We start from the raw sequence: 15,881 nt of genomic DNA on the forward strand, positions 1-15,881 counted from the left end.
TTCCTGTAGGCTGGTGCATGCCCCGAAAAAAGCCTTCCTCTTCGTCCATGAAAAGCGCCGAGAAGGCGCTTGTGCTGCAAGGCGGCGGCGCGCTCGGCGCCTACCAGGCGGGCGTTTACGAGGCGCTGCTGGAATCCGATAACCAGCTTGACTGGGTCGCAGGCGTATCGATCGGCGCCATCAACGCCGCTCTCATCGCAGGCAATCCGCCGGGCCAGCGCGTGGCGCGGCTGCGCGAATTCTGGGAACTGGTGTCGTCCAGCCCCGCGCAGAGTGTGTCCACCCCCTTGGGCGACCGGGCTGCGCTCAACCAATGGAGCGCAATCACGGGCGCGCTCTTTGGCATCCCGGGGTTTTTTCGTCCGCGCATGGACCCGACATTGCTCCTTGGCGGCGCAGCGCCCGTTCTGAGCTTCTACGACATCGCACCGCTCAAAGCCACGCTCGAGCGCCTGGTGGACTTCGACCGCATCAATCACGACGGCATGCGCCTGAGCGTTGGCGCGGTGAATGTGCGCACCGGCAACTCCATCTATTTCGACAACACGACGCACAAGATCGGCGTAGAGCACATCATGGCCAGCGGCGCGCTGCCGCCGGGTTTCCCGCCGGTGCATATCGACGGTGAAGACTATTGGGACGGCGGCATCCTCTCGAACACGCCTTTGCAATACGTGCTCGATATGGCGGCGCGGACCAAGCCGCTGGTCGTGCTGCAGGTCGATCTGTTCAGCGCTCGCGGGCCCATGCCCAAAACGCTGTCTGAAGTGATCGAGCGCCAGAAAGACATCACCTATTCCAGCCGCACGCGGATGAACACCAGCACGCTGGCCGCCAACGTCAACTTGCAGCAGGCACTGGCTGACCTGATCGACAAGCTGCCCGCCAAGCTGCGCAACGACCCGAGCGTGGCTGCGTTGTGCGGCCACATGAAGCACAAGCCCGTCGACATCGTCCACCTGATCTACCGCGACAAGCCCTATGAGCTCGATTCGAAAGACTACGAGTTCTCCCGCGCGATGGTCACGGAACACTGGGAGGCCGGCATGCGTGACATGCGATCCACCGTCGCCCACCCTGAATGGCTGGAGACAGCCACGGCCAATGGCATCACGACGTACGACCTGACCGAGCCTGGGCCGGGGCAGGTGCACCGGCCCAACATCGACAAGGCGCTGGCGAGCTGAGTTGCGCAAAGAATTTGGTGGCGCTGTCGCCATCCTGTCGAAATCCGTCATCACCATCCGTCATTGTCAGGACAGCCGCGATGGTCGCGGCTGCACATCAACCAGGAGCACACATGGCCAACCCCTTCGTTCACATCGAGCTGAGCAGCAACGACCTGCCCGGCGCCAAAACCTTCTATTCCAGCCTCTTCGACTGGAAGCTCGAAGACATGCCGATGGGCCCCGGAATGGTCTACACCACCATCGGTGTCGGCGAGGGTACGGGCGGCGGCATGATGCCGAACGCTGTTCCCGGCACACCGTCGTTCTGGCTGGCCTACGTCAATGTCGACGACATCAAGGCTGCGACCGCCAAGGCCGAGCAGCTGGGCGGCAAGGTGATGCAGGGCGTCACGCCGGTCGCTGACATGGGGTGGTTCAGCGTCATCGTGGACCCGAGCGGCGCAGCGCTGGGCTTGTGGCAAGCCAAAGCCGCCTGATGGGCGCGGCGCAAAGCCGCCTCTCTTTCATGGCGATAGCGCCCGCGCTATGCTGGCGGGATCATGAAACGACTCCTCCAGACTCTCCTGCTGGCCTGCTCGCTGGCCGCCGTCGCGCCCGCCGCGTCACTGGCCGCCGATCTGCCGGCCAAGTTCGAACCCACCCGCGACGCCGCTGCTGATGTAGCCGCCGCTACGGCGATGGCCAGGAAAGAAGGCAAGCGCGTGCTGGTTGACGTAGGCGGCGAGTGGTGCCCCTGGTGCCACATCCTCGACCGCTTCGTCGCAGGCAATGCCGATGTGAAAAAGCTCGTCACCGCCAACTACGTGTGGGTGAAGGTGAACTACTCGAAAGAGAACAAGAACGAGGCTTTCCTGGCGCGCTGGCCCAAGGTGGCGGGCTATCCGCACATCTTCATCCTCGATGGTGACGGCAAGCTCGTGCAGTCGCAGAACACGGCCGAGCTGGAGGCCGAGAAGGACTACGACAAGCCAAAGTTCATCGCCTTCCTGCAGCAGTACGCGCCCAAGCGCTAACGCTGCGCGCCTCAGCCTTTCGCGGCGGCAAGCACGTCGCGTGTTTTCTGCGCCTCGCGCCGCGCGGCATCGGCAAAGTCAGCGCCGCTCGACGCGTAGAGAATCGCCCGCGACGAGTTCACGACGATCGGCGCGTCAGGCCGCCAGCCGGCCTTCACCGTCGCCACCGCGTCGCCGCCCTGTGCGCCCACACCGGGTATCAGCAACGGCAGCGTGGGCGCCAATGCGCGAACCCGTTCGATCTCCGCCGGATACGTCGCGCCGACCACCAGGCCAAGCTGGCCGTTCGTGTTCCACCGCCCGTTGGCCAGTTGCGCAATATGCTCGTACATCAGCGGCGAGCCTTCCACCGATGACAGGCGCTGGCTCTGGAAGTCGTCGCCGCCTGGGTTGGAAGTGCGGCACAGCACGAACGCGCCTTTGCCTTCGTATTTCAGGTAAGGCTCGATCGAATCGAATCCCATGAACGGCGAGAGCGTGACTGCATCTGCACCATAGCGGTCGAACACTTCCCGCGCGTACTGCTGCGCGGTGGAGCCGATGTCGCCGCGCTTCGCATCGAGGATCACGGGCACGTGCGGCGCTGTCTCGCGCATGTGCTTCATCAGGCGCTCGAGCTGGTCTTCAGCGCGGTGCGCCGCAAAATAGGCGATCTGGGGTTTGAACGCGATGACCAGGTCAGCAGTGGCATCGACAATGCGCGCGCAGAAGTCGTAGATCTTCGCCGCGTCGTCCTTCATTTGCGCCGGGAACCTGGAAGGCTCCGGATCGAGTCCCACACACAACATGGAACCATGGCGCCGCTCGGCGCCTTTCAGCATCTCGATAAACGTCATGCTCCGATTGTAATGAGCGGGTTGCGCGCGTTGCCGCAGAATGCGTGGACTCATGCAACGCCTCACCCCCAAACAACTCGCCCTGCTCATCGCGCTCACACTCGTGTGGGGCATCAACTGGCCCGTGATGAAAGTCGGCGTGACCAGTTACCCGCCGCTCACGTTCCGCGCGTTGTCCATCCTGCTCGGCGTGCCGGTACTGGGCCTGGCCCTGGTGGTGATGAAGGTGCCGTTTCGCCTGCCGCGCATCTACTGGCGCGAGTTCGCGATCCTCACCATCACCAACATGATGATCTGGCACGTCTGCATCATCCTGGCGGTGCGCAGCCTCTCCAGCGGGCGCGCCGCGATCCTTGGCTACACGATGCCGATCTTCTCGGCGATTCTGGGCGCGCTGCTCTTCGGCGCAGTGATGACGTGGCGCAACTGGGCGGGCGTGGCAGCTGCTGCGCTGGGCGTGGCCCTGCTGCTGTGGCACGAGTTCACCGGGCTGGCGGGCCATCCGGTGGGCGTGGCGCTCGCGCTCTTTGCCGCGTCGGTGTGGGCCTTGGGCACACAACTGCTGCGCCGCACACGCATTGAACTGCCGACGCTCACGCTCACGTTCTGGATGACCGTGGCCGCGGGCGTGTTCATGCTGGTACTGGGCATCATTTTCGAGCGTGATCAGTGGGTCATGCCGCAAGGCGCGTCGGCAGCAGCCATTGTTTACAACGCGGTTTTGATCTTCGGCTTCGCGCATGCGGCGTGGTTCTATCTCGCGCGCGGCCTGCCGCCGGTCGCCTCCACGCTCAGCGTGATGTTCATCCCGGTGCTCGGCGTTTTCAGCGGCGCGCTGTGGCTGGGCGAAATCCTGCACTGGCAGGACTGGGCTGCCGTGGTGCTGATGGTGGTCGCCATTGCCTCGGTGCTCTGGCCTGCGCGGCGCATCGCATGAAGCGTTTTCCCAAACTTGATAGGTGCGCGCCCTAAGCTCGCGCGCCGATATGCCTAGTCGCAGCACCGCCGTTCCCTAAGGCGGCACGCCCCCCCAGCGGTTTGATCAACACATGCCATCCAGGCATGTGTTTTCAGACCACTTCGGGGGTGTCCATGTTGTATCTATCGACCAGCGAATGTGCTTGGGGCACGCTCGACACGCCGTCTGGCGCCCAGGTCGACGCAGACGTGTTCCTGCTGCCAGACCTGTCCCTCGCCGGCGAAGCCGGTGCCAGCCCCGGTTCATTCGCGACGACGCCGCAGGGCACGTACCAGTACGTGGCGCAGTCGCCCACGCAAGGCATGGGCAACGCGATCGACGCACTCATGTCCGGCAGCAAGTGGAGCGGCACCGACGCGGGCACCGCACGCACGGTGGTCACCTATTCTTTTGTCAACGCGCAGTCGTCGTTCTCTTATGCGGGGCAGAACAACTTCACGTCCAACGTCAGTACGTTCTCCGAAGCCGACAAGGCGCTCACCCGCACGCTGCTCGGCAAGATCGAAGCGGTGTGCAACGTCGAATTCGTCGAAGTGGCCGGCAACGCCTCTGAGTGCGGCGTGCTGCGTTACGGCTACTCGCCACAGCCGAACGTGCAGGGCTGTGCCGGCTTCGCCTACTTTCCCTCGTCGAGTGCCATGGGCGGCGACATCTGGATCGGCGCGAACCAGGCCACCTGCACGTGGGACTTCTACCGCCCCAACCTGATCCTGCACGAGACGCTGCATGCCATTGGCCTGAAGCATCCGTTCGAAGCCGGCGCAGTGCTCAGCACGGCGCAGGACATCGTGCCCAACACCGTCATGAGCTATTCGACCGTGGCCGGCGGAAGCTCGTCCTGGATGTCGGCGTATCCAAGCGAGCCCATGCCCATGGACGTTGCGGCACTGCAGTGCCTCTACGGCGCCGCGCCAACGAACACAGGCGACACGACCTACGATTTGTCGGGCGCCAGCTTCCAGGGCTTTTCCGTGCTGTGGGACGCGGGCGGCAACGACACGCTCGATGCGGGCGCCCTGGCCCATGCGATCTCGCTCGACCTGCGCTGCGGCGTGATGAGCGACCTGGGCAATTCCATCACCGCAATGGCCAAGGCCGCCAGCGGGGCCACCCTCAAGACGACCTACACGGGCACGCTGTCGATTGCCGCCGGCGCGACGATCGAAAACGCCATCGGCACCGCGTTTGCGGACTCAATCGGCGGCAATGAGGCCGATAGCGCCATCAGCGGCGGCGCAGGCAATGACCGCCTGGAAGGCCGCGGCGGCAACGATGTGCTCGACGGCGGCGACGGTATCGACACGGCCATGGTCGAAGCGGCGCGCGACGGCTATTCGATCAGCAAGTCTGGCGCGAGCTACACCCTGTCGGGCGGCGCGACGGGCACTGACGTCTTGACGGGCGTGGAGCGCATTGCATTCACCGATGCAAACATTGCGCTCGACCTGGACGGCAACGCCGGCATCGTCGCGAAGATCATCGGCGCCGTGCTCGGCGCCTCTTATGTCCAGGACGCCAGCTATGTGGGCGTGGGCCTGGCCGCCATCGACAACGGCATGAGCGCGACGGCGCTGATGGAAGCTGCGCTCAACGCCCGGCTGGGGGCGGGCACAGCAGCCACGCGGCCGTGGAACTGCTGCTTCACAACATCTGCGGCGTGACGCCGTCAGACGCATACATCGACTCGTACGCAGACCTCATCAACTACGGCAGCACCACGGAAGGCGCGCTCGGTGTGCTGGCGATGGAGCATCCGATGAACCTCGCGAATATCGATCTTGTGGGGCTGGCTGCCCACGGCATCGACTACGTCTAGGGCCTGCCGGTAGAGCGCGTCACCGCTTCACGCCGATGGCCTGCCGGTAAAGCGACTGCACGCGCGGCACGTTCTCACGCAGGCGCGTGATGCGCTCGGGCCCGCTGGGGTGGGTGGACAGGAAGGCCATGCCACCGCCCTTTTGCACGCGGGTCATCTTCTCCCACAGCGTGACCGATGCATCCGGGTTGTAGCCCGCACGCGCGGCGATTTCGAGGCCGACGAGGTCGGCATCGATTTCGTCGTTGCGGCTGAATTTCAGTGTGATGAGTTGCGTGCCGACGTTGGCCGCGAGGTCACCGACCTGGCCCAGGCCCAGCAGTTGCGCGCCCAGCGACAACGCCACGCCCGTGCCGCGGCTTTTGGCAATCCGCGCGCGCGCATGCTCGCGCAGTGCGTGCGCGATCTCGTGGCCCAGCACCATCGCCGCTTCGTCGTCGGACAACTGCAGCTGGTCGAGGATGCCGGTGAACACGGCGATCTTGCCGCCGGGCATGCAGAACGCGTTGATCGTCTTGCTGCCGATCAGGTTCACTTCCCAGTTCCACTGGCGTGAGCGCTCGTTCCATTTCGCGCTCTGCGCGATCAGCCGCGTCGAGATCGCGCGAAGCCGCCGCAGCTGCGGATGATTCTCCGGCGCGAGCGCACGCTGCTCGCGGGCTTTTTCCAGCAGGGCGCTGTACTGCTGCGTGGCGGCCGATTCGAGCTGGCCCGCAGGCACGAGCGAGCGCAGGCGCGAAGCCTCGCCGACATCGACTTGGGCCATGGCGGGTGTGGCTGCAATGCCCGCCATCGCGCCGCCGACCACGCCACTTAGGGCGAAGAGAAACCCGCGCCGCCGGCTCGCATGCGCGTTGAGTTGGTAGCAGTGAAAGCACATGGCAGCCATGATAATCACGCGACATGCAGACACCACCGGCCCCCATCGATCCCCTTTCGACCCCAGAGGCAAACGCCAAGCCGAGCTGGGCGCAGACCTTCAAGGTCTATCTCGAACCTGCCACGCTGCGCATGCTGTTCCTGGGCTTTTCTGCGGGGCTGCCGCTGCTGCTGGTGCTGGGCACGCTGAGCTTCTGGCTGCGTGAGGCCGGCATCAAGCGTGAAACGATCGGGTACCTGTCGTGGGTGGGCCTCGCGTACGCCTTCAAGTGGGTCTGGTCACCGCTGGTGGACAGGTTGCCCATCCCGCTGTTGTCGCGCCTGCTGGGGCGGCGGCGCGCGTGGCTGCTCTTCGCGCAAGCCATCATCGTGCTGGGCCTGTGCGGCATGGCCGTGAGTGACCCGCTGGTGTCGCTCGAGGCCATCGTGTGGTTCGCATTGATGGTGGCCTTTGGCTCTGCCACACAGGATATCGCGCTGGATGCCTTTCGCATCGAGTCTGCCGACATGCAGCGGCAAGCCGCGCTGGCTGCGGCCTACCAGACCGGCTATCGCCTCGCGATGATCTGGGCAGGCGCTGGCGTGCTGTGGATCGCCGCGCGCTCTGAAGTGGCGAACGTCGCGAACTACCAGCATGGCGCATGGCAAGTCGCGTACTTCGCGATGGCGGCGTCGATGGCCGTGGGCGTGATCACGGTGCTGATCTCGCCCGAGCCGGCACGCCGCGAGCTGCCACCGCCGCGCAATGCCGCCGCGTGGATACAGCAAGTGCTGATCGAGCCGTTTGCCGAATTCCTGCGCCGCTACAAATGGCAGGCGGCGCTCATCCTGTCGCTGATCGCCGTGTACCGCATCAGTGACATCGTGATGGGCATCATGGCCAATCCGTTCTACGTGGACATGGGCTACACGAAAGATGAAGTCGCTGCCGTGACCAAGATCTACGGCGTGATCATGACGCTGGCAGGCGCGTTCATCGGTGGCTCACTGGCTGTGCGCTTTGGCGTCATGCGCGTGCTGATGCTCGGCGCCGTGCTGAGCGCGGGCAGCAACCTGCTCTTCGCCTGGCTCGGCTCGCGCGGCCACGATGTGACGTCGCTGATCTTCGTGATCTCGGCAGACAACCTCTCGAGCGGCATTGCGTCGGCGGCTTTCATTGCTTACCTGTCGAGCCTGACCAACATCAACTACTCGGCCACGCAGTACGCATTGTTCAGCTCGATGATGCTGCTGCTGCCCAAGTGGCTGGCGGGCTTCTCGGGCAAGTATGTGGACAGCTTCGGCTACATCAACTTCTTCACCGCGACGGCGCTGCTCGGGGTGCCGGTGTTGATCCTGGTGTGGCTGGCCTCGCGCATTGCGCCGCCTGCGGCTTCCACGGATGCGCCGCCTACATTGACGGACTGATTCGTCGCACCAGTTCGCCGCGCTGCACTTTGCCGAGCGCGGTTTTCGGCAGTGCGTCGACGAATAGCCAGCGGTGCGGCAGCTTGAAGCGCGCGAGCCGCGCAGCAAGAAATCCGGCAAGCTCCTCCTGCGTGCACGCCGCCCCCGCCACCCGCACAACAGCCACGGCGACAACTTCGCCCCAGCGATCGTCGGGCAACGCAAACGCAGCGCATTCGGCGATCGCATCGTGCAATGCCAGCGCAGCCTCAATTTCCGCCGGGTGAATGTTCTCGCCGCCGGAGATGATCAGGTCTTTGGAGCGGCCGACGATGGTGTAGCTGCCGTCGCCAGCGCGTGACGCGAGATCGCCCGTGTGAAACCAGCCGGCTTCATCGCACGCTGGCTCATCGGGCCAGTAGCGGGACACGACGTTCGGTGCGCGAACCAGCACTTCACCCACGCCGCCCTTCACACCCGCGAGTTGCACCTGGACACCCGGCGCAGGCCAGCCACACGAGCCCGCATGCGAGACCGCATGTTCAGGTGGCAATGCGATCGAGAAAGGCCCCGTCTCCGTCGCGCCGTATACGTTGCACACCGGCAAGCCACGGTTGTGGAATGCCGCGACGAGCGGCGCCGGCAGCACGCTTGAACCAGCCCAGACAGCGCGAAGGCTCCTCAGGTCAGCGCCCGGCCAGCGCGGATGATCGATCAGCGCTTTCATCGTGGCTGGCACTTGCAGCGTGAGCGTGGGCCTGTCGCGCTCGAAGCAGTCGATGGCTGCTTCAGGCACAAACTTCGGATGCAGGATGACCTTCGCGCCCGCATAGAGCGCAGGCAAGGTCTGGATGCACAGGCCGCCCACATGGAAGAGCGGCAGCATGGTGGCCACCACGTCCTGCCGCGTGATGCCCTGCACTTGCGCGGCGATGCGCATGTTCGCCAGCAGACTGGCCTGCGTGTGGATCGCGGCTTTCGGCTGCCCCGTTGTGCCTGAGGTGAACACGAGCAACGCCGGCATATCGGGTTGCGCCACCTCGGGCACAGCCGCGTCGCCTTCATCTCGCACAAGTTCATCAAAGGTGTGGCCGGCCATGGCATGGCGCGTGGCGAGGTCCCTGGCCGCAGACGCAAAGGCGCCGTCATGCACCAGGTGGCGCGGCGAGCAGTTGCGCAGCTGTGCATCCCATTCGGCAGGCGCAAGGCGTGTGTTGAGCGGCAGCAGGACCGCCCCGATGCGCGACAGCGCAAACAGCAAGGCGATTTGCGCCGGATGGTTGCCACCGAGCCAGGCCACGCGGTCGCCGCAGCGCACACCCCAGCCGTGCCACAAGCGCATGGCGGCCCGCTTGCACTCGGCGGCAAGCAGCGCGTAGCTGCACTCGATGCCGTTGAACTGCAGCGCAGCAGCCGTCGGGTTGGCACGTGCCTGGTTCACGAGCACGTCGGCAAGTACACGAGGCAGGGGAGCGGCAGTCATTTACCTAACTTTACCTGCGCGAAGCGCCCGCTCGATGCGGGCAGAACAAGATGAGTTCATGACTGAAGACGACCTGCAAGGTGCCAGCACCTCTACTGCGGAATTGGCACACGAGCCGACGCTAACTCATTACCATTCGCGCATGCAGCAACTGCTCATGATCGAAGACGACGCCCGCCTCGCGCAGATGGTGGGCGAATACCTGGAGCGCTCCGGCTTTGGCATCACGCATGCCCTCGACGGCAAGGCTGGCCTTGCCCTGCTGCAGGAGCCGCCCTCGGGCGCCGTGCCCGATCTGCTCGTGCTCGATCTGATGCTGCCCGACATGGATGGGCTGGAAGTGTGCCGCCGTGTGCGATCGTTGCCGGGCAACCTTTCCCAGATCCCCATCCTGATGCTCACCGCCAAGGGCGACCCGATGGATCGCATCGTGGGCCTTGAACTCGGTGCCGACGACTACCTGCCCAAGCCGTTCGAGCCGCGCGAGTTGCTCGCACGCATCCGCGCCGTCTTGCGCCGCCGCACCGACGGCGGCCAGGCCGCCGCCAAGCAGCTGCGGTTCGGCTCGCTCGAGATCGACCGCGATGCACGCACCGTTCTCGTCGCGGGCAAGGCAGCAGACCTCACGTCCTACCAGTTCGACCTGCTCATCACCCTGGCCGAACGCGCGGGCCGTGTGCTCACGCGCGACCAGATCATGGAGGCCGTGCGCGGGCGCGAGCTTGAAGCATTCGACCGGTCGATCGACGTGCACATGGGCCGCATCCGCGCCGCCATCGAAGCCGACGCCAAGAACCCCAAGCGCATCCTCACGGTTCGCGGGGTGGGCTACGTCTTCGCCAAGCAGCAGGACTGACAGCAATCATGGCTGCGTGGCGCACCCGGCTGCGGGTTCCCCTGTACGTGCGCATCTGGCTGGCGGTTGTGCTGGCAGTCGCGGTGCTGTCGGTCGCCTCGGGCTGGCTATGGCGCATGAATGTCGAGCAGACCATGCCCGAGCGCGAAGTCATCATCCGCAACGAGGCGGGCGATGTGCTGGGGCAGGTGAAGACGCGGCCCATCCGCACACCGGGTCGCGGCATCGAATTCGAAGTGGACATGAAAGACGGCAGCACGCAGATCGTGCAGCTGCCTCCGCGCCCACGTGAGCCCGGCGAAGGCCCGCCGCCCGGGCGCGGCGGCTTTGGCCGCTTCCCCGGCAGCTTCCTGTGGATGCTGACGATCGTCGCGATTGCGGTGGCGATCGGCGCCTACCCGATCATCCGGCGCCTGACGCGCCGCCTGGAAGAGTTGCGCCGCGGTGTCGAACGCTGGGGTGAGGGTGACCTGTCGGTGCGCATCAAGGAAAGCGGCACCGACGAACTCGCGTTTCTGGCGCAACGCTTCAACCAGGCCGCCGAGCGCATCGAGACGCTGCTGCAGTCGCACAAGACATTGCTCGCAAATGCCTCACATGAATTGCGCTCGCCACTCGCGCGGATTCGCATGGGGCTCGAACTGATGGATGCGCCGGCCTCCCCCGGCTTCAAGGAAGAGATCCGGCGCAACATTGGCGAGCTTGACCAGTTGATCGACGAAATCCTGCTGGCAAGCCGGCTCGACGTGAAGGAAGCCGATCTCGGCACCGTCGAACAGGTGGACCTCACTGGCTTGCTTGCCGAGGAATGCGCCCGCACGGGCGCTGAACTGCAGCCGCTGCCAGACGGGCATTCGATGCTCGTGCAGGGCGTGGCCAAGCTGCTGCGCCGCGCCGTGCGCAACCTGCTCGAGAACGCGCGCCGCTACAGCAGCGGCCCCGTGACGGTTGAGCTCAGGCACGAGGGCCGGATGGCCGTGGTGCGCGTGTGTGACCAAGGCCCGGGCGTGCCCGTGTCCGAGCGCGAGAAGATCTTCGAGCCCTTCTACCGCCTGCACGGGGCGAGCGAGCGCTCGGGTGGCGTGGGGCTGGGCCTGTCGCTCGTGCGATCCATCGCGCTGCGCCACCATGGCTCAGTGACATGCGAAGACCAGGCGGGCGGCGGTGCCTGCTTTGCGCTTCGCATACCGTGTCAACAGATGTAAACGGGGTAAGAGTCTTGTTCAATGCGGCTTTCTCCTTCAATTGGAGGATGCGGGTTGGCCGAACCGCAATTACAGTGCACCCATCGCTGTCACACGCGCTGACTCCATCCCAATTCAAGTCTCCCAACGACGTCCTTCCGAGGACTTTCATACAGCCACCGCAAGGTGGCTGTTTTTTTGGTGGGTGGTGATACGAGATGCCCGGTCGCAAGTTCAGTGATAGCCGCTCTCTTGTTGCGAGCGGATGGCGTTGACAAAGATAACCCCCTTGGGCTCGTCCTCGTCATCGACCTTGTCATCTGCACTATCTTCGTAGACGTCGTAAAGCGCGATATAGCCTCGCCGCTTGTTCTTGTCTCCGATCACCAGTTCTCGCATTCCGCCCTCAACCTCGTACCCGATATACGGGTTGCGACGCAAAATCTTCAATGCCTCGAAAATTTCAGCGATCCGCATTTCGACTTGCGCGCCATGGGCAATGAGGTGGTCCGTGATTCTGTCGATGTCCTGATGAAAGTCTTCTGCAAACTCGATCCTCACGCCGACTTCACCGATTTCTTTGCGCGCGCTGTTGGTTTTGCACGCTTTTCATCACGCGCGGAAGCGAGTGCGTAAGCCTCCATGGCTTCGAAGGAAACGGATCGGCCGCTTGCAAGGTATTTCTGGCGGCGTGCTAGCGCCGCATTCACGAACTCGGCACGCTGCTCGTCACGAGCGACTGACTCACTGATCGCGTCGACGATGTAGGCGTGCGGCGATTTGCCCGCGTGCTGTGCAGCTATGGCGATGCGCTCCTTCAGGTCGCCCAAGCGGATGGTGGTGGTTGACATGACAAGTCTCCTTGCGTTTGACTGTAGCACGCCAGTGCTACAAGACAAACTCAATGCCGACTGCGCGCCTTGTCCTCCCACCACAACCAAGCCGCAGCAAGAAACAACGCCAGCGCACCCGCCTGCAATGCCAGGTCGAGCCCTTGCTCGCGCAACGTCGGCACATGCAACAGCAGCGACGACGCCACCGGCCCTGCGATCTGTCCCACTGCAAACGCGGATGTCATGCGCGCGACGAGCCGGGTCGGGTCGCCGGTAGCGCGCGCACGAATCTCCTGCACGCCGGCCAGCGTCACGATCATGAAAGTGCCGCCAACGAGTAAGGCCGACAACGCAATGCTCCAGCCCGCAAGCCACAGGCTGGGCAGCAGCACACCGACGCCCATCAGCACGTTCGACACCGCCCAGACCTGCAGGCGCGTGGCACGCCGCAAGAGCACGCCTGCAACCAGCGCAGATACCGCTGCCATCGTGCCGAACACCGGCCAGGCGAGGCCGAAGAGGCGCGGGTCTTCGACAACTGAACGGGCAAGCACCGGCAGGAACGTCGCGGGCAGGATATAGCCGAAGCCGAAGACGCCGTAGCAGATCGCGAGTCCGCGAAGGCCAGCAGGCGCTGCAGTCGCCTCCGGTAGCGAAGCAGCGGCGGGCAGTGGCGCGTCGAGGCGCCTGAGCATCAGCCACACGGGCAGGCAAAGCAGGGTCGCGAACACGGCGAGCTGCATCCACAGTGACGGCGCCGCTGCTCCCAGACTCGCGCCCACCAGGCAATACATCCCTGCGGCAGCGATGCCCAGGCCAACGCCCGCGTACATGCTGCTGCCCCAGGCCGGCCGCTGCAGCCGCGCGAGCGCGCCCAGGCACCACACTGACGTGCCCACGAATGCCCACGCGCTGCACGCACCGGCCAGCAAGCGCATCGCCGCCCAGACCCATGCCGGGACGGGCAGCGCCATCGCGGCGGTCAACACCACAGTCATGAGCAATGCCGCGGCGCAAAGGCGCGTTGCGCTCCACTTCAGCCTGGATGCTGTCATGGCACCCAGCAGGTAGCCGACGTAGTTCGCAGCCGCAACCCAGCCCGCTGTCGCGATGTCGAGCTGGCCCTCGGCCAGCATCAACGGCAGCATCGGCGTGAAGGCGAAGCGGCCAATGCCCATCGCCACAGACAGTGACAGCAAGCCGGCGACAAGCACCGCAGCAGGCGAGAGCGAGACGCGCGAGGTGGCGCTCGTCATCGTCTACCCGCGCAGCAAAGCGGCGACACGTTCGGGCGTGATGTCGACGAGGCAGCGCGTGTGCCCCAGCGGGCACTCGCGCTCAAAGCATGGCGCGCAGTCGAGCGGCGGCTGGTAGGCCGCGTCATCCTTCAGCCAGACGACTTGCGCCTTGTCATTGAGCGGCGGCGTGTGGCGCGGGCTCGACGAGCCGAACACTGCAACCTGCGGCACACCGAATGCGGCCGCCACATGCATCAGCCCCGAGTCGTTGCTGACCGCAGCGCGTGCCGCCGCGATCAACGCAAACGCATCCAGCAACGATGTCTTGCCCGCCAGATTCACGACCTGCTTTGGGTCAGCGCCTGCGATCTCCTCGCACAGCGCGCCTTCCTTTCCGGAGCCGAGCAGGAGCACGGGCGCATCGAGCGAGCGGGCGAGTTCGGTGTAATGAATCGCAGGCCAGCGCTTGGCCGGGCCGTATTCGGCGCCCGGCGCGAAGACGTAGTAGCTGCCGCGCTGCAAGCCTTGCGCAGCCAATGCGGAAATGATGTGCTCTTCAGGCAAGTGCAAGCGCGGCTGGTCATCGGCCAGGCCGTCCCTGTCGCCCGACAACGCCGAGTAGAACGCCACCATGGGCGGTTTGTTCACCGGATTCTTCAACCGGTGCGTGAGCAGGCCGACGCGCGCCTCGCCCAGGTAACCAACCCGCTTGGGAATGTTTGCAAGAAAGGGCAGCAGCGCGCTTTTGAGGGAGTTGGGCAGCACGTAGGCTGTATCGAACTGGCCCTCGACCTGCCGGGCAATCGAGCGGCGCGCCTTGAACTGCAAGCCGCCATGTTGAAACGGAAACTCGATCACGTCATCGACATGCGGCATCGCACGGTACACCGGCGCCACCCACGGCACCGCGCCTACCACCAGCCTCTCGCCACGTGCGCGCAGGCGGCGCAGCAACGGCTCTGTCATCACCGCATCGCCGATCCATTGCGGCGCGATGACGAGGGCGGTCAACGCTCAGTGCCCGCCGCCAAAGTGCTCGCCCGCCTTGAGCCGGTACACCGTGCCGCAATACGAGCAACGCGCCTCGCCTGTCGATGCCACGTCAAGGTACACGCGCGGATGCGTGTTCCAGATCTTCATGCCGGCCAGCGGGCTCGGGCAGAACACGCCGCCGTTGTCATTCAGGTCCTTGGCCAGTACTTCGACCACGGTTTGCTTGCGCTCGGTGGTTGTCATGATCAAACCTTGCTCAGCCAATGGGCGTACTTGGGATTGCGGCCGTTCACGATGTCGAAGAACGCGCTCTGCACTTTCTCGGTGATAGGCCCGCGCGAACCGGCGCCGATCTCGATGCGGTCAAGCTCGCGGATCGGCGTGACTTCAGCAGCGGTGCCGGTGAAGAACGCTTCGTCAGAGATATAGACCTCGTCGCGCGTGATGCGCTTTTGCACGACTTCGATGCCGAGGTCTTTGGCGATGTGCAAAACCGTGTTGCGCGTGATGCCGTTGAGCGCACCCGCAGACAGATCAGGCGTGTAGATCACGCCGCCCTTGATCACGAAGATGTTTTCGCCTGCGCCTTCGGACACAAAGCCGGAGCTGTCGAGCAGCAGCGCTTCGTCGTAGCCGTCGTCCAGCGCTTCCATATTCGCGAGGATCGAGTTGGTGTAGTTGCTCACGGCCTTGGCCTGCGTCATGGTGATGTTGACGTGGTGGCGCGTGTAGCTCGATGTCTTGACGCGGATGCCGCGCTTCATGCCTTCTTCGCCCAGGTACGCGCCCCAGGGCCAGGCCGCGACCATCAGGTGAATCTGGTTGCCGCGCGGGCTGACGCCGAGCTTTTGCGAGCCGATCCAGGTGAGCGGGCGCAGGTAGCAGCTCTCCAGCTTGTTTTCGCGCACCACGTCGAGCTGGGCCTGGTTGACCTGCTCCTTGGTGAACGGAATCTGCATGCGCAGGATCTTGGCGCTGTTGAAGAGCCGCTCGGTGTGCTCCTGCAGGCGGAAGATCGCGGTGCCGTTGACTGTGTTGTAAGCGCGTACGCCTTCGAAAGCGCCGCAGCCGTAGTGCAGGGTGTGCGTCAGGACGTGGATCTTGGCGTCGCGCCAGTCCACCATCTGGCCATCCATCCAGATCTTGCCGTCGCGGTCGGCCATGCTGGGTACAGCGCTCATTGGGAATCCTTGTG

General features: G+C 64.7%; 18 protein-coding genes. 9 read left to right on the forward strand and 9 right to left on the reverse strand.

The window, feature by feature from the left end; translation table 11 throughout:
* The first annotated feature begins 47 nt into the window (after positions 1-47).
* The 3 genes from GHT07_RS05450 to GHT07_RS05460 all read left to right on the forward strand — a co-directional run bounded on the left by GHT07_RS05450 (position 48) and on the right by GHT07_RS05460 (position 2,203).
* On the forward strand, positions 48-1,187 hold the full coding sequence (locus GHT07_RS05450; RefSeq protein WP_194792835.1) for a patatin-like phospholipase family protein: 1,140 nt from the start codon (positions 48-50) through the stop codon (positions 1,185-1,187).
* 113 nt (positions 1,188-1,300) lie between these two features.
* Entirely contained in the window at positions 1,301-1,666 is a 366-nt protein-coding gene (locus tag GHT07_RS05455) for a VOC family protein (RefSeq protein WP_153584059.1), read from the forward strand.
* Between the two features lie 63 nt (positions 1,667-1,729).
* Entirely contained in the window at positions 1,730-2,203 is a 474-nt protein-coding gene (locus GHT07_RS05460) for a thioredoxin family protein (protein ID WP_153584060.1), read from the forward strand.
* Positions 2,204-2,214: 11 nt separating this feature from the next.
* On the opposite strand, the gene pyrF is transcribed toward GHT07_RS05460, so the two are convergent.
* A complete protein-coding gene (gene pyrF, locus GHT07_RS05465; protein ID WP_153584061.1) occupies positions 2,215-3,039 on the reverse strand; it encodes an orotidine-5'-phosphate decarboxylase in 825 nt (274 codons plus the stop codon).
* Positions 3,040-3,091: 52 nt separating this feature from the next.
* Here pyrF and GHT07_RS05470 point away from each other — a divergent pair, with 52 nt between their 5' ends.
* The 3 genes from GHT07_RS05470 (at position 3,092) to GHT07_RS05480 (ending at position 5,834) form a co-directional block, all read left to right on the forward strand.
* Positions 3,092-3,976: a DMT family transporter gene (locus tag GHT07_RS05470; protein ID WP_153584062.1), complete on the forward strand. Its 885-nt coding sequence runs from the start codon at positions 3,092-3,094 to the stop codon at positions 3,974-3,976.
* 155 nt (positions 3,977-4,131) lie between these two features.
* On the forward strand, positions 4,132-5,679 hold the full coding sequence (locus GHT07_RS05475) for a M10 family metallopeptidase (protein ID WP_194792836.1): 1,548 nt from the start codon (positions 4,132-4,134) through the stop codon (positions 5,677-5,679).
* Positions 5,646-5,834, forward strand: coding sequence for a hypothetical protein (locus GHT07_RS05480; protein ID WP_153584064.1), 189 nt, complete (start codon positions 5,646-5,648; stop codon positions 5,832-5,834). Before GHT07_RS05475 ends, GHT07_RS05480 begins: the two co-directional genes overlap by 34 nt.
* A gap of 19 nt (positions 5,835-5,853) precedes the next feature.
* On the opposite strand, the gene GHT07_RS05485 is transcribed toward GHT07_RS05480, so the two are convergent.
* Entirely contained in the window at positions 5,854-6,714 is an 861-nt protein-coding gene (locus GHT07_RS05485) for a M48 family metallopeptidase (protein WP_153584065.1), read from the reverse strand.
* Between the two features lie 23 nt (positions 6,715-6,737).
* Between GHT07_RS05485 and GHT07_RS05490 the strand changes: the two genes are divergently transcribed.
* Positions 6,738-8,120, forward strand: a complete 1,383-nt coding sequence (locus tag GHT07_RS05490) for an AmpG family muropeptide MFS transporter (RefSeq protein ID WP_153584066.1) — start codon at positions 6,738-6,740, stop codon at positions 8,118-8,120.
* On the opposite strand, the gene GHT07_RS05495 is transcribed toward GHT07_RS05490, so the two are convergent.
* Positions 8,104-9,582 carry a class I adenylate-forming enzyme family protein gene (locus tag GHT07_RS05495; protein WP_153584067.1) on the reverse strand — a complete coding sequence of 493 codons (1,479 nt, stop codon included), beginning with the start codon at positions 9,580-9,582 and terminating at the stop codon, positions 8,104-8,106. The genes GHT07_RS05490 and GHT07_RS05495 overlap by 17 nt on opposite strands.
* 142 nt (positions 9,583-9,724) lie before the next feature.
* Between GHT07_RS05495 and GHT07_RS05500 the strand changes: the two genes are divergently transcribed.
* Positions 9,725-10,438, forward strand: a complete 714-nt coding sequence (locus GHT07_RS05500; protein ID WP_153584068.1) for a response regulator — start codon at positions 9,725-9,727, stop codon at positions 10,436-10,438.
* Positions 10,439-10,446: 8 nt separating this feature from the next.
* Positions 10,447-11,643 carry an ATP-binding protein gene (locus GHT07_RS05505; RefSeq protein ID WP_153584069.1) on the forward strand — a complete coding sequence of 399 codons (1,197 nt, stop codon included), beginning with the start codon at positions 10,447-10,449 and terminating at the stop codon, positions 11,641-11,643.
* A 213-nt stretch (positions 11,644-11,856) separates the two neighbouring features.
* Here GHT07_RS05505 and GHT07_RS05510 read toward each other — a convergent pair whose 3' ends face one another.
* From GHT07_RS05510 to GHT07_RS05535, 6 genes are read right to left on the reverse strand one after another with little or no spacing between them, the layout of a single operon-like run.
* Positions 11,857-12,183, reverse strand: a complete 327-nt coding sequence (locus GHT07_RS05510; RefSeq protein WP_323740811.1) for a type II toxin-antitoxin system RelE/ParE family toxin — start codon at positions 12,181-12,183, stop codon at positions 11,857-11,859.
* Positions 12,180-12,473 carry a CopG family ribbon-helix-helix protein gene (locus tag GHT07_RS05515; RefSeq protein ID WP_153584070.1) on the reverse strand — a complete coding sequence of 98 codons (294 nt, stop codon included), beginning with the start codon at positions 12,471-12,473 and terminating at the stop codon, positions 12,180-12,182. The genes GHT07_RS05510 and GHT07_RS05515 overlap by 4 nt, the downstream gene beginning before the upstream one ends.
* A 50-nt stretch (positions 12,474-12,523) precedes the next feature.
* Entirely contained in the window at positions 12,524-13,711 is a 1,188-nt protein-coding gene (locus GHT07_RS05520) for a YbfB/YjiJ family MFS transporter (protein ID WP_153584071.1), read from the reverse strand.
* 3 nt (positions 13,712-13,714) lie between these two features.
* Positions 13,715-14,704, reverse strand: coding sequence for a lipopolysaccharide heptosyltransferase II (gene waaF / locus GHT07_RS05525; protein WP_228488201.1), 990 nt, complete (start codon positions 14,702-14,704; stop codon positions 13,715-13,717).
* A gap of 3 nt (positions 14,705-14,707) precedes the next feature.
* A complete protein-coding gene (locus GHT07_RS05530) occupies positions 14,708-14,929 on the reverse strand; it encodes a zinc-finger domain-containing protein (protein WP_153584072.1) in 222 nt (73 codons plus the stop codon).
* 2 nt (positions 14,930-14,931) lie between these two features.
* A complete protein-coding gene (locus tag GHT07_RS05535; RefSeq protein ID WP_153584073.1) occupies positions 14,932-15,867 on the reverse strand; it encodes a branched-chain amino acid transaminase in 936 nt (311 codons plus the stop codon).
* Between the last annotated feature and the right edge of the window lie 14 nt (positions 15,868-15,881).

The organism is Caenimonas koreensis DSM 17982, from assembly GCF_009646335.1.
GTDB lineage: Bacteria > Pseudomonadota > Gammaproteobacteria > Burkholderiales > Burkholderiaceae_C > Ramlibacter > Ramlibacter koreensis.

Excerpts from the sequence above, each read along its gene's own strand:
- GHT07_RS05455 (WP_153584059.1), top strand. The coding sequence starts at position 1,301 with ATGGCCAACCCCTTCGTTCACATCGAGCTGAGCAGCAACGACCTGCCC.
- GHT07_RS05475 (WP_194792836.1), top strand. The coding sequence starts at position 4,132 with ATGTTGTATCTATCGACCAGCGAATGTGCTTGGGGCACGCTCGACACG.
- GHT07_RS05495 (WP_153584067.1), bottom strand. The coding sequence starts at position 9,582 with ATGACTGCCGCTCCCCTGCCTCGTGTACTTGCCGACGTGCTCGTGAAC.
- GHT07_RS05460 (WP_153584060.1), top strand. The coding sequence starts at position 1,730 with ATGAAACGACTCCTCCAGACTCTCCTGCTGGCCTGCTCGCTGGCCGCC.
- GHT07_RS05520 (WP_153584071.1), bottom strand. The coding sequence starts at position 13,711 with ATGACGAGCGCCACCTCGCGCGTCTCGCTCTCGCCTGCTGCGGTGCTT.
- pyrF (WP_153584061.1), bottom strand. The coding sequence starts at position 3,039 with ATGACGTTTATCGAGATGCTGAAAGGCGCCGAGCGGCGCCATGGTTCC.
- GHT07_RS05490 (WP_153584066.1), top strand. The coding sequence starts at position 6,738 with ATGCAGACACCACCGGCCCCCATCGATCCCCTTTCGACCCCAGAGGCA.
- GHT07_RS05470 (WP_153584062.1), top strand. The coding sequence starts at position 3,092 with ATGCAACGCCTCACCCCCAAACAACTCGCCCTGCTCATCGCGCTCACA.
- GHT07_RS05530 (WP_153584072.1), bottom strand. The coding sequence starts at position 14,929 with ATGACAACCACCGAGCGCAAGCAAACCGTGGTCGAAGTACTGGCCAAG.
- GHT07_RS05500 (WP_153584068.1), top strand. The coding sequence starts at position 9,725 with ATGCAGCAACTGCTCATGATCGAAGACGACGCCCGCCTCGCGCAGATG.
- GHT07_RS05515 (WP_153584070.1), bottom strand. The coding sequence starts at position 12,473 with ATGTCAACCACCACCATCCGCTTGGGCGACCTGAAGGAGCGCATCGCC.
- GHT07_RS05485 (WP_153584065.1), bottom strand. The coding sequence starts at position 6,714 with ATGTGCTTTCACTGCTACCAACTCAACGCGCATGCGAGCCGGCGGCGC.
- GHT07_RS05535 (WP_153584073.1), bottom strand. The coding sequence starts at position 15,867 with ATGAGCGCTGTACCCAGCATGGCCGACCGCGACGGCAAGATCTGGATG.
- GHT07_RS05505 (WP_153584069.1), top strand. The coding sequence starts at position 10,447 with ATGGCTGCGTGGCGCACCCGGCTGCGGGTTCCCCTGTACGTGCGCATC.
- GHT07_RS05450 (WP_194792835.1), top strand. The coding sequence starts at position 48 with ATGAAAAGCGCCGAGAAGGCGCTTGTGCTGCAAGGCGGCGGCGCGCTC.